The organism is Pseudomonas sp. JUb42 (assembly GCF_024807945.1).
Classification (GTDB): domain Bacteria; phylum Pseudomonadota; class Gammaproteobacteria; order Pseudomonadales; family Pseudomonadaceae; genus Aquipseudomonas.
Genome location: NZ_JANUFD010000005.1, coordinates 172,251 through 185,501, shown reverse-complemented (window position 1 = coordinate 185,501; position 13,251 = coordinate 172,251). Strand labels below are relative to the sequence as shown.

Here is a 13,251-nt window from a genome sequence, read left to right as displayed (position 1 = left end):
TTGGCCTATTAAGAGACGATCGGTCTAAATTATCGGAGGCTTCATGTTCAAAGGCATTTTGATCGAAAAAGACGACGGCGGTTATCGCGCCGCGCTGACAGATATCAGCGAAGATTCGCTGCCGGAAGGTGATGTCACTCTGGACGTTTCCTACAGCACTCTGAACTACAAGGACGGCCTGGCGATTACTGGCGCCAGCCCCGTGGTACGCAGCTTTCCCATGGTGCCGGGGGTTGATCTGGTCGGCACGGTGCAGGACAGCCGCGACCCTGAGTTCAAGGTCGGCGACCAGGTGCTGCTCAATGGCTGGGGCGTCGGCGAAGTGCATTGGGGCGGTCTGGCGCAGAAAGCACGCCTGCAGGGCCGCTGGCTGATCCCACTGCCGAGCGCGTTTACGCCTGCCCAGGCCATGGCCATCGGCACGGCGGGCTACACCGCGATGCTCAGTGTGATTGCCCTGGAAAAGCACGGCGTCACCCCGGACAAGGGCGAGATTCTGGTCACCGGCGCCAACGGCGGCGTCGGCAGCTTTGCCATCGCGCTCCTGGCCCGCTTGGGCTACGCAGTGGTGGCATCTACCGGTCGTGTGGCCGAGAGTGATTACCTCAAGCAACTGGGCGCTGCCGAAATCATCGATCGCGCCACCTTGTCCGAGCCGGGGCGACCGCTGGCCAAGGAACGATGGGCCGGCGCCATCGATTCGGTTGGCAGCCATACCCTGGCCAATATCTGCGCCAGCACTCGCTATCGCGGCACCGTCGCCGCCTGTGGTCTGGCTCAGGGTATGGAGTTCCCCGGCTCGGTTGCGCCCTTTATTCTGCGCGGCGTCACTCTGGCCGGGATCGACAGTGTCAACCGGCCACGGGAAGACCGCCTGGAAGCCTGGGCACGCCTGGCCTCGGATCTGGATCAATCCTTGCTGCCGCTGATCAGCCATGAGATCGGCTTGAGTGAGGTGCTGGAAGTGGCTCCGCAGATTCTTGCGGGCAAGGTGCGTGGGCGGGTGGTGGTCAATCTGGCGCGCTGATCAGCCTGCGAGCACCGGCGGCAGGGTCCCCAGCAGTGATACCGCAGCCACAGCAGCAAAACCGAGCAGGCATTCGACGGCGATACTCAGCTTGAGAATGCCGATGGGCCGCTGCGGGTCGAGCAAAACCAGTCGATTGAACAGGGCCAGGGCCAGCATGCACAGGACCATGGCCAGTTTGATCGACAGGATCAGGCCGAAGCCTGAGAAGGCCGGGCTGGGCCAGAGTGCGCCGCTGAGGGCGCGGACGTTGATGAGCCCGGTAACGATGATCGCCGCTACCAGAAAGTAGCCGACACCGCTGAAGCGCAGGAGCAGGGCGCGTTTGTCGGTGTCGCGCGCGCCAGCCAGGAGCACCAGCAGAACCAGACCGCCGAGCCAGGTTGAGACGGCCAGCAGATGCACGGCCTGATTGAGGATCAGCAGCAAGCCTTCGAAACCGTCGAACATGGCGCCATGGCCGACCGGCGCCAGGGTCAACAGCAGCAGGGTGCTCAGCGCCAATCGCCAGAATGTTGCGAGCGGGCGCAGCAGGGCAATCAGCAACAGCGCATTGAGCCCCAGATGCCAGCTCCAGACATGACCAAAGAAGGTATTGCCCAGCACCAGCAGTACGGTCTGCGGATCGAGACCATCCTGCCAGTTACCGCCCATGCTGGCGGCGGTCAGCGATAGCCAGGCGATGCCACTGAGCAGGCCTGCAGCAGCGAGCCAGTGCAGACCTTTCTGCAGTTGTGCATCGTTTCGTCCGATGCCGTTACGCCCCAGCAGCGCAGCGAACAGCGCGTGCCGACACAAACACAGCCCGAACAGGACCAGCACCACGCAAAAGTGCAGGAAACGGCACAGGATCAGCGCGTCTTGCATGGATGCGCTTACGGGGCGACGGTAAAGCTGTAGCTGCCTTCGCTCTTGTGGGTGTCGACCGAAACGGCGTGCCATTCGATCTTGTACTCACCTGCACCCAAGGGCGCGGCAGGGGTGACGATAAGGACTTTCTTGTCGTTGGGGTCAGTGCTGACATTGGCCGTGCCCTCGACTTCGGTCTTGCCGCCGACGGTGGAGGTGATGCTGATCTTGGTGAATTTCTCTTCAACGCCTTCGGAGAAGTTCAGGCGCAGTTCCTTGACGGCGGGGACGGTGCTGTCGGCGGCAGGCAGTTGGCTTTCCAGATGCGCATGGGCGAACACTGATGGCGCGGCGGCCAGGGTTGCGAACAGGGTCAGGGCAGCCAGGGTGTGCTTGAGGCGTTGAGCAGACATGCGGGTACCTTTTTAAAACGAATGGGCAGAAACAAGGGCGCTACTAGACCAGAAAGCGCCGCATGACTCCAGAGTCAGGTAGCGCTTTTTCACGTAGGAAGCCGCTGCTGGAGGCGTTCGGAGAGGCTGCGCAACTCGTCAGGCGGATTGTGCCCGATGAGCATGAAGGCATGCCTGTCGGTGGACCAGAACTCCACGTTCATGCCCAGTCGCTGTTCGCTGCCGCGAGTGGGCGTGCCCTGCGCGTTGGCGGTGATACACAGGGCCAGGGGACCGAATTGCGGGTCCAGATAAGTAATCTGGGCGATGGGCACGCCGTCGTATTCGAGGATCTGCGCGCGCTTGAGTTGTGGCTGCGGCAGATTGACCCGTTCGGCATCCAGGGGCAGGCCCAGATGTTGACCGACAAAGGCCAACTGATGGTTCTGCGCATCAGTATCCGGATTGAGGTTTTCCAGGGTCTGCGCGGTATACAGCGCCATATATTCAGCCACCACACCGCGCCAGCCGCGGCTGTTCGGTGGCGGTGTACGTGAAGCAAGAAACAGACGATCAGCCAGTACCCCGGCCAGCATGCAACTGGCCGCAACGGCAAAAAAGCGCCGTCGACTCAAACCAGGAGCGGCAGGTTTCGCCGGTGTCAGATTATCGAGCATGGCGTGCAGTCGTTCCTGGGGCGCTTCGACCAACAGGCTGTCGAACGCCTGGCGAAATGGCAGTTCGCTGCCGCGTAACAGTTCAAGTCGTGCGGCAAGCTGCGGCTGCTGTTGCAGGGCCGCATCGACGCTGGCGCGTTGTTGCGGGCTCAGTTCGTCATCGATATAGGCCACCAGATCTTCATCGGCGACCGGATTGAGGGGCAGATCATTCATGGCCGTTCTCCTGCCAATACGCTCGGCGAGCTGTCCAGGGAGGCATGGGCACGCGTGCCTTGCGCCAGCTTGAGGCGGGCGCTGGCCAGTCGGCTCATCACCGTACCTATGGGCACTTGCAGCACTTCGGCGACTTCCTTGTAGGAAAGACCTTCTACGTAAGCGAGAAATACCGTTTCCCGCTGGGCCTCGGGCAGGGCGTTGACCTGGCGGATCACCTGGCCCGCCAATACCTGCTGTTCAGCGATATGTTCACCATCGACGGCCAGGGCTTCGTCGATTTCGACAAAACCCTGGCCCTGGCGTACCCGCTGTGAGCGGATCTCGTTGAGCCAGATCGAGTGCAGGATCGCCAGCAACCAGCGGTCTAACCGGGTGTCGGGCCGATACTGTGCCGCACGCTCCAGGGCGCGCACACAGGTGGCCTGGACCAGGTCGTCAGCGACGTGGCGCTGGTGTGACAGCAGCATGCCATAGCGCCACAGGCGTGGCAGGTATTGGCCCAGTTCTGTCCTGAGCTGTGCATCGCTGGCGATGGCGACCTCCGGTCAGGTGCGCAGGGTTTCAGGCGGGCTTCAGGTGCGTGAAGCGTTATCGATGGCTTCGGCCAGGTCACGGTATTCCTCGCAGCTGGTGCTGCACAGGGTCTTGATGGTTTGCAGCTGTTCCTGGGCCAGGTCCATGCGGCCTTTGATCACATAGGCTTCACCGAGGTATTCACGGACCTGGGCGTAATTGGGATCCAGCGCCACCGATTTCAGGTAGTAGCCGATGCCTTCATCAGTACGCCCCAATTTGCGCGTGGCATAGCCGCGATAGTTCAAGGCCTTGGCGGTATTGGGCTCCTGCAGGGTATCGAGCAGGCTCAGGGCTTCCTCGTAGCGCTCGGCCTTGGCCAGGCGGTAAGCGTAGTCGGTGCGATCGGCGTCGGAAGCCGCTTTGCTCAGTTGCGGCACGCATTTGTTGGTCTTGCTGTCGCGAACCTGGCCTTTCGGGCAGTCAGGCTTGGGCGGCGAATCTTCATCGCCGGAAGCCTGGGCCTGGAAGCTTGTCATGGCAGCGGTGAGGCAGCCGGCCAGCAGCAGGGTGCGGTTGAAGAGTGAAGTATTCATCGGCGTATCTCCTGAGGAGTTGGGCGTGCACTTGAGGTAAACACCCCTGTTCGCGGTTTTATTCATCGGCCCTGCAAAAAAAATCAGCGGCGTGGTACAGGCAGCATCCGGCGCAGGGTCGGGTCCTTCAGAACAGCGTGATGAATCAGCGCGGCGCAGGCGTGCAGACCGGCGAGGATGATGATCACCCAGGCCACTTTGTCGTGCAGGCCGCCGAGCACATGGGCGAAATCGTGATCCGTGGCCAGCGGTGAAGGAATGGCAAACAGGCCAAAAAATTCGAAGCGCTCACCCTGAGCCCAGCGAAACATAAAGCCTAGTGCAATTTGTGCGAGCAACAGGCCGTACAGGGCCAGATGACCGAGCATGGCCAGCAGGCGGGTGGCGGGGGAGCCGTGGGCGGGCAAGTGTGTACCGACGAACACTCGCCAGACGATCCGCAACACAATCAGCACGGCCAGGGCGATCCCCAGGGAAATATGCACCGATTGCAGACCACGGCGCAGGTCGGTGCCCTTGGCCAGGTTTTCCCAGATATGGGCACTGGCAAACAGAAAGATCACGGTTGCGGCGGTCAGCCAGTGGAACCATTGAGTCAGGCGGTCATAGCGTTCATGGCCGGGGGAGTGCAGGTCGTTCATGGGAAACCCTCTGTGGCGTCTGATGGTGAACACCGCAGAAGGAGGATTTATTCGAATAGATCTGTAAATATTTATGGATGTCGCTTGTTGGAGCGAGGCTTGCCCGCGAATTGAACGGCTCGGTACACCAGGCATACTGAGTCAAGGTCTTCGCGGGCAAGCCTCGCTCCAACGAATTCAGACCTTGAAGAAACTCACTCGATCCGTCAGCACATCCGCCAGGTTCGACAGCTCCAGGCTCGAGCGTGCGACCTGATTGGAACCCACTGCGGCCTCCATGGCCGAGTCGTGGATGCGGTGGATATTCAGGCTGACATCCTGAGTGGCGACACCTTGCTGTGCCGAAGCCGTGGCGATCTGCGCGTTCATGCCGTTGATTGCACTGACTTCGTGACGAATCTGAATCAGGGCGCTTTGCGCCAGGCGGGTCTGCTCCACGGTGCGCTGGGCCATCTGGCGGCTGTCATGCATCAGCCCGGCGGTCTTGCCAGCGCCTGTCTGCAACTGGCCGACCATTTCGCGGATTTCCCGGGTCGAGTCCTGGGTACGGGTCGCCAGGGAGCGCACCTCATCGGCAACCACGGCAAAGCCACGGCCTGCCTCACCGGCCCGCGCGGCTTCGATGGCGGCGTTAAGGGCCAACAGGTTGGTGCGTTCGGCAATGGAGTTGATCACATCGACTATGCCTTCGATCTGCTGGCTGTCCTGGGCCACCTGACCCACCGACTGTGCTGCGGCTTCGAGGGTCTGGGCCAGTTCGCCCATGGCGCTGGCGGTGCCTTCGACCACCTGTTTGCCTTTTTCCACTTCCAGATCGACGTTCTGCGTCGCATTGGCCGCCTGGCTGGCATAACCGGCCACTTCTTGCACGGTGGCATTCATTTGCGAGATGGCGGTCGCCATGCGCTCGGTCTCGCTGGTTTGCAGGCGCATCTGCTCGCTGTTGCTGTCCGAGCTCGAGCGCAGTTGCGACGACGAACCCATCAGTTCCATGGCCACCGAGCGTACCTGGGTAATGGTCGCGGAGAGGTGCGTGGTGGTGGCTTTCAGGGCACCCATGACGCTGTCCGGGTATTTGGTTTCGATGGTGTCGTTGAGCTCGCCACTGGCCAGGCGGCGGATCAGCCGGGCCACTTCGTGGGGCTCGGCGCCCAGGGTCGATTTGATGCTGGTGATAATCATCAATGAGGCAATCACACCGATGATTACCGCAACGGCCGTGGCCAGGGAAATCAGCAGGGCAAAATGCGAAGCGGTTTCGCGGACGAAGCCGACGTCTTTGCCGATCGAGGCTTCTTCATGGTCGATCAGGGCGTTGATACGGTTGAGCCAGTCCTTGTACAGCCCGGATACCTGGGTCATCAGCAGCGTTTGCGCCTTGTCCTGCTCGCCTTGCTGGCGCAGCTTGAGCAGCGTGTCGGTGGCCGCCAGGGCGGCGCGTTCGCTGGCCTTGATATCGTCCAGCAGCTTGCGTTCTGCGTTGCTGGCGCCCTTGCTCTGGTAGATCTGATCCATGGGCGTCGCCGAGGCTTGATAGAGGGCATTGAGCCGCTCGATATCACGCAGGTGTACGGCCAGATTGTCTTCGCTGCGTACCAGTACGGCGTCACGGATGGCGATGGCGCGGTCGTGTACGCTGCCGCGGAAGTTGATGGCATAGCGCTGCTTGATCGAGGCGTCCTCGCTGACGTTGTTCAGCGTGTTTTCGATCAGCCCGACGCGCTGCACGCCAATGGCGGCGACCGCAATCATGAGCGCCAGGACCAGACCGAAACCCAGCCCGAGTCTTTTTGCGATTGTAAGTTGTTTGGACATGAGGACTTCCGGACGACAGGGAGAGGATTGAGTGATTCTACTAAGCCATTACTTTGTCGCTCTTTTACACTGTCAAGTGAAGATCGGCTCACTGTTTTTAACTATTAACGCCATCGATTCGACATTACCTACAATTGATCGAACGTGAATCGTTGCCTATGTTGGTCTCTTGGGCTTGCGTTGTAAGGTGTAACGTGGGGCCATCGATTTTTCTCTGCAGAGGCTCTGGCATGCGCTTTTCCCCTTTAGTTGAACGAATCGCCGGGTATGGTGTGGCAGCCTGGGACATTCACCACGAAGCCTTTGAGGCCCAGCGACAGGGCAGTGATGTGCTGATTCTCAGCGTCGGCGATCCGGATTTCGCCACGCCTGATTTCATTACCGAGGCTGCTGTGGGCGCCCTGCAGGCAGGGGATACCCATTACACGGATATCGCCGGACGCCCGGACCTGCGTCAGGCCATCGCCGGACGTTACAGCAAGCGTCTGGGGCGGGAAGTGTCGGCGGCCAGCGTGATTACCCTGGCAGGCGCGCAGAATGCCTTGTTCACCGCGTCGCTTTGTCTGTTGCAGGCTGGTGATGAGGTGCTGGTGCTCGATCCGATGTACGTCACCTACGAAGCCACCCTCAAGGCGTCCGGTGCGACGTTGGTACGGGTGACCTGCGATGCTGACAGCGGCTTTCGCCCCGACCTGCAAAGGCTGGAGGCGGCTATCACCCCTCATACGAAGGCGATATTCCTGTCCAACCCGAACAATCCTACCGGTGTCGTTCTCAATGCCGACGAGTTGCAAGGCATCGCCCGACTGGCCATTGCCCATAATCTTTGGGTCGTAGTGGACGAGGTCTACGAAAGCCTGTGTTACGAGCGCGAACACGTTAGCCTGGCCAGCCTGCCGGGCATGGAAGAGCGCTGCGTTATTGTCTGCAGCCTGTCAAAGTCTCATGCGATGACCGGCTGGCGCATAGGCTGGCTGGTGGCGGCGCCGGCGTTGGTGGCTCACGTCGAGAACCTGTCGCTGAGCATGCTTTACGGCTTGCCGGGGTTCGTCATGGAAGGCGCCCTGGCGGCGGTCCTGGCCCATGACGAAGTCACTCGGGACATGTGCGAGGTCTATCGGCGCCGTCGCGACCTGGTGGTGGAGAGCCTGGGAGCATGTGCGCAGTTGAAGGTGCTCAAGCCTGATGCAGGGATGTTCGTGCTCGTCGATGTGCGCGGCACGGGTCTCGGCTCTCTGGATTTTGCCTGGCGACTGTACCGTGAAGGCGGTGTTTCGGTGCTCGACGCGGCGGCTTTTGGCGAGCCGGCCCAGGGTTTTGTGCGCCTGTCCTTTACCCTCAGCGAGGCCCATCTTGCGCGCGCCTGTGAACGCATCAAAGCCTTTGTCGGCGGGCTGTAGACGCAAGTTGCGGGCATAAAAAAAGCCACCTCACTGAGCAATGGGGTGGCTATAAAGGCGTTACCAAAGGAATGATGAAGTGGAGCAACTGCTCAACCGCTTATCTGCTGCGGATAACAGAAAGCAATTGAGCTGCTGAATTCATCGGGGCCAACGTTACCATCGCTGTGCAGAATCAAACTATTACGAAGATCGATAGTGACTATCACTAATTCGACAAGATTAAATCGGATAGAAAATGTTACAAAATTGTCGCAAGGGTGAGCAAACCCTATACGGATCGACCGTAGCGAATATAAGAATCGGGTCAAAGACCTGTGGTATAGCCGTGGCGTTTCAATAACGGCAACATTAAAATTTTTTCATCTGCCGTCGTTCTTCTGCCCGTATTTCGTTGTTGCCTGAGTTGCGGGACAAGCCCTGTTTCTCGGCATTAACGGCTACAGGTACACATTTGAAACAGGGGAAAACAATGACGTTCATGAAGTGGAATCTCGTCACGCTCGCGGTCTCTCTAGGCGTGAGTCAAATGGCCATGGCCGCTGTGGTCAGTGACCAGTCGACGGCCACAGGTTTTGTCGAAGGTAGCAGCCTCAATATCCACCTCAAGAATTACTACTTCAATCGCGACGGCAAGAATGGCGGTGGCGATCGCAGGGACTGGACCCAGGGCGTACTGGGCAATTTCAGCTCCGGTTTCACCCAGGGCACCGTTGGTGTCGGCGTTGATGCCTACGGCTACTGGGGCATCAAGCTCGATGGCGGCGCAGGCACCAGCGGCACCGGTAACCTGCCAGTGCGTAATAACGGCGAGCCTGAAGACCAGTACGGCACCGCTGGCGGCTCGGTAAAAGTGCGTATTTCCAAGACCGAATTGCACTACGGCGACCTGCAACCTACCGCGCCGGTCTTCGCTGCCGGTGGTTCGCGTCTGTTTCCACAGACTGCGACCGGCTTCAATCTGCTGAGCAGCGAGATCGCGGGTCTTGACCTCGATGGTGGCCATTTCACCAGCAGTAATGGCCCGGTCACTACCAACCACGATCAGGAGCTGTACGCCTCCTATGCCAACGTCGCGGCCAAGAGCATCGACTACGCCGGTGGCAAATATGCGATCTCGGACAACCTGACCGTCAGTCTGTACGGCTCGAAACTCGAAGATATCTGGGATCAGTACTACGCCAATACCAACTGGACCTTGCCGATCTCCGATCTGCAATCGTTGAACTTCGATTTCAACATCTATCGCACCAACGATACCGGTTCAGCCAAGGCTGGCGATATCAGCAACACCACCTTTTCCCTGGCTGCGGCTTACTCTTTCCTGAGTGCCCATACTGTGACCCTGGCGTTCCAGAAAGTTCATGGCGATACGCCATTTGACTATGTAGCGTTTGGCCATAACGGCCCTGGCGATACCGGCGATTCGATCTTCCTCGCCAACTCCGTGCAGTACTCTGACTTCAACGGTCCGGGTGAGAAATCCTGGCAGGTTCGCTATGACCTGAACATGGCAACTTATGGCGTTCCTGGCCTTAGTTTCATGACTCGCTATATTACCGGTGATGATATCGACGGCAGCCATATGGCGGCCAACAGCCCATATCGCAACTATGGATATGGCGATGATGGCAAACATCACGAGATTAACCTGGAAGCCAAATATGTCGTGCAATCGGGCCCGGTCAAGGATCTTGCATTGCGTATGCGTCAGTCCTGGCACCGTGCCAATGCCGACCAGGCTGAAGGCGATATCAATGAGTTCCGTCTGATTGCCGATTACCCGATCAACATCTTCTGATGTGACGGTACGCGCCAGGCCGGTCGCAATGACTGCCTGGCGCTGTTGGACTAGATAAAGCTGAAGCCGATACCCGGCAGACCTCTGATCTCGGCTACCGCCACACCTGGCTCCGTCGGGAAATGCATTCCCGTGTAGGAGCCCGTGGTGAGGACGATATCCGGCGTCAGGGTCAGGCCCTGGCTGGTGTAGTGATTGACCAGCCACGGCAGCAGGCGACGTGGATCGCCGGCCGGGTTGACGCCATCGCCGGGCACGATGTCTTCGCCGGCATAGGTAAAGCTCAGCGCGGGCTCGATAAACGGGAACGCCGCGTCGTAATCGATGAATTCCCCCACTATCAATGCGCCGTGGTTGAGCAGATCAGCCAGGGACAGCAGCGGCTCGACTTTCGGCCAGGTGTTGATCCGGCTGGCAACGATCTCGATGGTCGTGCCCATGGAACCGATGGCCCCCAGCACCTCGGCATCGCTATAAGGCTCATCGCGCGGGGTAAAGGCGCGGTTCAGACGAAAGGCGATTTCCAGCTCGATGGCCGGCTTGGTGTAGGCCGCGAACTCAAGCTCAGCTCCACTGGCCAACAGGCAATCGGCTGGCAGCATCGCGCCCTGGATCGGTCCCGTGGACGATTTCGACCCGAGTTTCCAGCCCCCGACTTCAGCGCCGCGCAAGCGCAGGACTTCCTGCTGCACGGCGTAAGACGCCGGTTTGTCTGCGGGGATCTGTTCCGGGCTGATGGTGCGGCGGTTCTGGTAGGCATCGACGAGCAGTGCGGCAAGAGACGAGTGATTCACGCGAGCGCATCCTTGAGGCTGATGAATGAAGACCTGACCAGAGTAGCGATGAAGGGGGCAGGGCGCTACCGGATTGAGGTGATACGCGGCTCTGCAGGCGCTGCCGAAGGCTGCGAACATGTGTAACACCGCTTTCCCAGCCTTCGGCGGCTCCTGCAGGGATTGGCGTCGTCCTCGAAGCCCGCACAAGGATGCAATACCGGTCGCGTTTTCTATGGGATCAAGGCGTATTTACTGCGGAGTCGACGCCGTTGGACAAATACGCGCCCCATCACTGGCTACCCTCGGAAAAACCTTTCGTCCCTGGCTCGCCCTCGACCCCGGAGCACAGCCTGCCTGAGCGTTTTGCCTTTGCTTTCATCAGCGTGCTGCTGGGGGTTACCGGCGGCCTAGGCAATGCCATGGTCACGGTCAATCTGCCCTATCTGCAGGGATATCTGTCCGCCGATACGCCGCAGATTGCCTGGCTGCCTGCGGCCTATTACATGACCTATGTGTCGATGAATCTGATTCTGGTGCGGTTCCGCCAGCAGTTCGGCCTGCAATTGTTCACCGAACTGTTCCTGTTGCTGTACGTGTTGGTGACCTTTGCCCATCTGTTCGTCAATACATTGGATTCAGCGATTGCTGTGCGCGCGGTACATGGCATGGTCGGCGCGTCCCTGACCTCGCTCGGGCTGTTCTACATGATTCAGGCCTGGCCGGGGAAATGGCGCCTGCGTGCCGTAGTGCTGGGCTTTGGCTCATCGCAACTGGCGATTCCCATTGCCCGCATGGTCTCCATGAACCTGTTGCAGATCGATGAGTGGCGCGGCCTGTATGTATTCGAACTGGGTCTGGCGCTGTTGTCTTTTGCGTGCGTGTTCGCCCTCAAGCTGCCGCCGGGGGATCGCAGCAAGGTGTTCGAGAAAATGGATTTCCTCACCTTTATCCTGCTGGCCAGTGGCGCGGCGCTGTTCTGTGCGGTGCTGTCCCTGGGGCGGATCGACTGGTGGTTCGAGGCGCCGTGGATTGGTGTGGCGAGTGCCGGTTCGATCCTGTGCATCTGCGCGGGGCTGGCAATCGAACGCAACCGGGCCCGGCCCATGCTCAATCTGCAATGGCTGGGCAGCGCCAATATCATCAAGCTGGCGTTGGCGGTAGTCCTGATTCGCGTGGTGTTGTCGGAACAGGCTATCGGTGCCGTGGGCTTCCTGCAGTTGTTTGACTTGCAGAACGATCAATTGCAGACGCTGTTTGCCGTGATTCTGCTGGCCAGTATTGCCGGGCTAGTCACCAGTGCCTGGACCATCGACCCGGCGCACTTGATGAAGCCTTTGGTGATTTCCCTGGCGATGATGGCCGCGGGGGCCTGGATGGACAGCAGTGCCACCAACCTGACCCGTGCCTCGAACATGTATATCAGCCAGTTTCTCCTGGCTTTCGGCGGCGCCTATTTCCTCGGTCCGACCCTGATCACCGGCCTGGGCGGAGTGATCGCCGATTCGCGCAATCTGGTGAGTTTTACCGTGTTGTTCAGCATGACCCAGAACATCGGCGGGCTGGTCGGCTCGGCGGCGCTGGGGACGTTCCAGACGGTGCGAGAGAAGTTTCACTCCAGCCAGTTGGTAGAGCATCTGGCGAGCACTGAGCCATTGGTGGTGGGAAGGGTGCAGCAGGCGGCGTCAGCCTACGCAAAGGTACTGGCCGACCCCGGCGCGCAGCAGCTGGCGGGGTTGCGCTCGATTGCCACAGCAGCGACCCGGGAGGCGAATATCCTGGCCTATAACGACGTGTTCCTGGTGATTGCGGTGGTGGCGACCGTGACCATGTTGTGGATCTTCAGTCGGGCGATGTGGGCGCGGTTGAATCCGGTGAAGGTTTGAATGAGTAATACGCACCAGTAGGAGCTGCCGATGCCTGCGAAGACGGTGTCTCAGGTAAACCCGTTCGCAGCCTTCGGCAGCTCCTACAAAATTTCATTGCAAATTAACTCCGGGCTTCACTCAACCCTGTTCGCAATTCTCACCCATGCGTGTGTATTGCAGGTCATGGCGCGCACCTTTGCTGTCGACGTAGACCATATGCGCTTCTTCCGGGCCGCAGCTGCTGGCCGCCTGATTGGCGTTGCTGCTGGTGATGCTGATCACCTTGGCGATATCCAGGTTCTGCGAGTAGTTGTACTGCTCGCTCTGAGCGGTTGCGGCGGCTGGCGCCTCGGCGGCAGCGGCAAAAAGACTGAACATCGACAAGGCGGCAAACATTACGTATTTCATGGGATTCTCCGATACAACCGAATGCGGCAGGCAAGGCGCGAAGTGATCATGTTTCTTCGCTGTTGGGATAATTCTAGGCCGCTGTCTGGCAACTTCTGAAATGGTGCTTAGTGATAGGCGCCATCATCAGAAGTGATACCCGCGCGTACCTGATTCATTGCCGAAAGTTCAATAACAAAAAACCGGGCGTGTGCCACGCAGGCCACGTGCTGCGCGGGTGTATCTAAAATTTCGATGCTGATCATCACTTATAACTATTAATCGGATAGCCG

13 protein-coding genes and 2 pseudogenes are annotated in these 13,251 nt (G+C 59.5%); 4 read left to right on the top strand and 11 right to left on the bottom strand.

All coding sequences use genetic code 11. The features are described from left to right. Window positions 1-43 precede the first annotated feature (43 nt). Entirely contained in the window at window positions 44-1,027 is a 984-nt protein-coding gene (locus M2401_RS11995) for an MDR family oxidoreductase (protein WP_259102936.1), read from the top strand. Here the strand turns inward: M2401_RS11995 and copD are convergent, their stop codons facing one another. The 8 genes and pseudogenes from copD to M2401_RS34475 form a co-directional block, all read right to left on the bottom strand. Continuing rightward, complete coding sequence (gene copD / locus M2401_RS11990) at window positions 1,028-1,894, bottom strand: copper homeostasis membrane protein CopD (protein ID WP_259102935.1); 867 nt, start codon at window positions 1,892-1,894, stop codon at window positions 1,028-1,030. It abuts the gene before it with no gap. Window positions 1,895-1,902: 8 nt separating this feature from the next. Beyond that, window positions 1,903-2,289: a copper homeostasis periplasmic binding protein CopC gene (gene copC / locus M2401_RS11985; RefSeq protein ID WP_259102934.1), complete on the bottom strand. Its 387-nt coding sequence runs from the start codon at window positions 2,287-2,289 to the stop codon at window positions 1,903-1,905. An 89-nt stretch (window positions 2,290-2,378) separates the two neighbouring features. After that, window positions 2,379-3,161 (bottom strand): anti-sigma factor, encoded by a 783-nt coding sequence (locus M2401_RS11980; RefSeq protein ID WP_259102933.1) that lies wholly within the window; start codon window positions 3,159-3,161, stop codon window positions 2,379-2,381. Continuing rightward, entirely contained in the window at window positions 3,158-3,631 is a 474-nt protein-coding gene (locus tag M2401_RS11975) for an RNA polymerase sigma factor (RefSeq protein WP_409033916.1), read from the bottom strand. The genes M2401_RS11980 and M2401_RS11975 overlap by 4 nt, the downstream gene beginning before the upstream one ends. A gap of 105 nt (window positions 3,632-3,736) precedes the next feature. Then, a complete protein-coding gene (locus M2401_RS11970) occupies window positions 3,737-4,216 on the bottom strand; it encodes a tetratricopeptide repeat protein (RefSeq protein WP_409033921.1) in 480 nt (159 codons plus the stop codon). Window positions 4,217-4,356: 140 nt separating this feature from the next. Continuing rightward, window positions 4,357-4,914 (bottom strand): cytochrome b, encoded by a 558-nt coding sequence (locus M2401_RS11965; protein WP_259102931.1) that lies wholly within the window; start codon window positions 4,912-4,914, stop codon window positions 4,357-4,359. 177 nt (window positions 4,915-5,091) lie between these two features. After that, the gene (locus M2401_RS34480) at window positions 5,092-5,679 is read right to left on the bottom strand and encodes a methyl-accepting chemotaxis protein (protein ID WP_409033920.1); all 588 of its coding nucleotides are present in this window, start codon (window positions 5,677-5,679) and stop codon (window positions 5,092-5,094) included. Between the two features lie 540 nt (window positions 5,680-6,219). After that, window positions 6,220-6,729 (bottom strand): annotated as a pseudogene (locus M2401_RS34475) (MCP four helix bundle domain-containing protein); the annotation flags it as partial. 230 nt (window positions 6,730-6,959) lie between these two features. On the opposite strand from M2401_RS34475, the pseudogene M2401_RS11955 reads away from it, so the two are divergent. Beyond that, a pseudogene (locus tag M2401_RS11955) lies at window positions 6,960-8,117 on the top strand (pyridoxal phosphate-dependent aminotransferase); the annotation flags it as partial. A gap of 484 nt (window positions 8,118-8,601) precedes the next feature. Next, the gene (locus M2401_RS11950) at window positions 8,602-9,930 is read left to right on the top strand and encodes an OprD family porin (RefSeq protein ID WP_259102929.1); all 1,329 of its coding nucleotides are present in this window, start codon (window positions 8,602-8,604) and stop codon (window positions 9,928-9,930) included. 50 nt (window positions 9,931-9,980) lie between these two features. On the opposite strand, the gene M2401_RS11945 is transcribed toward M2401_RS11950, so the two are convergent. After that, window positions 9,981-10,724, bottom strand: coding sequence for a 2-keto-4-pentenoate hydratase (locus M2401_RS11945; protein WP_259102928.1), 744 nt, complete (start codon window positions 10,722-10,724; stop codon window positions 9,981-9,983). 251 nt (window positions 10,725-10,975) lie between these two features. Here M2401_RS11945 and M2401_RS11940 point away from each other — a divergent pair, with 251 nt between their 5' ends. Then, complete coding sequence (locus M2401_RS11940; protein ID WP_259102927.1) at window positions 10,976-12,589, top strand: MFS transporter; 1,614 nt, start codon at window positions 10,976-10,978, stop codon at window positions 12,587-12,589. A gap of 120 nt (window positions 12,590-12,709) precedes the next feature. Here the strand turns inward: M2401_RS11940 and M2401_RS11935 are convergent, their stop codons facing one another. After that, a complete protein-coding gene (locus M2401_RS11935) occupies window positions 12,710-12,979 on the bottom strand; it encodes a DUF2790 domain-containing protein (protein ID WP_259102926.1) in 270 nt (89 codons plus the stop codon). Window positions 12,980-13,086: 107 nt separating this feature from the next. Continuing rightward, the gene (locus tag M2401_RS11930) at window positions 13,087-13,224 is read right to left on the bottom strand and encodes a hypothetical protein (protein ID WP_259102924.1); all 138 of its coding nucleotides are present in this window, start codon (window positions 13,222-13,224) and stop codon (window positions 13,087-13,089) included. Between the last annotated feature and the right edge of the window lie 27 nt (window positions 13,225-13,251).

Bases quoted from the DNA above. Each gene is read 5' to 3' on its own strand.
- M2401_RS11995 (WP_259102936.1), top strand. From the start codon at position 44: ATGTTCAAAGGCATTTTGATCGAAAAAGACGACGGCGGTTATCGCGCC.
- copD (WP_259102935.1), bottom strand. From the start codon at position 1,894: ATGCAAGACGCGCTGATCCTGTGCCGTTTCCTGCACTTTTGCGTGGTG.
- copC (WP_259102934.1), bottom strand. From the start codon at position 2,289: ATGTCTGCTCAACGCCTCAAGCACACCCTGGCTGCCCTGACCCTGTTC.
- M2401_RS11980 (WP_259102933.1), bottom strand. From the start codon at position 3,161: ATGAATGATCTGCCCCTCAATCCGGTCGCCGATGAAGATCTGGTGGCC.
- M2401_RS11975 (WP_409033916.1), bottom strand. From the start codon at position 3,631: ATGCTGCTGTCACACCAGCGCCACGTCGCTGACGACCTGGTCCAGGCC.
- M2401_RS11970 (WP_409033921.1), bottom strand. From the start codon at position 4,216: ATGACAAGCTTCCAGGCCCAGGCTTCCGGCGATGAAGATTCGCCGCCC.
- M2401_RS11965 (WP_259102931.1), bottom strand. From the start codon at position 4,914: ATGAACGACCTGCACTCCCCCGGCCATGAACGCTATGACCGCCTGACT.
- M2401_RS34480 (WP_409033920.1), bottom strand. From the start codon at position 5,679: ATGGGCGAACTGGCCCAGACCCTCGAAGCCGCAGCACAGTCGGTGGGT.
- M2401_RS11950 (WP_259102929.1), top strand. From the start codon at position 8,602: ATGACGTTCATGAAGTGGAATCTCGTCACGCTCGCGGTCTCTCTAGGC.
- M2401_RS11935 (WP_259102926.1), bottom strand. From the start codon at position 12,979: ATGAAATACGTAATGTTTGCCGCCTTGTCGATGTTCAGTCTTTTTGCC.
- M2401_RS11930 (WP_259102924.1), bottom strand. From the start codon at position 13,224: ATGATCAGCATCGAAATTTTAGATACACCCGCGCAGCACGTGGCCTGC.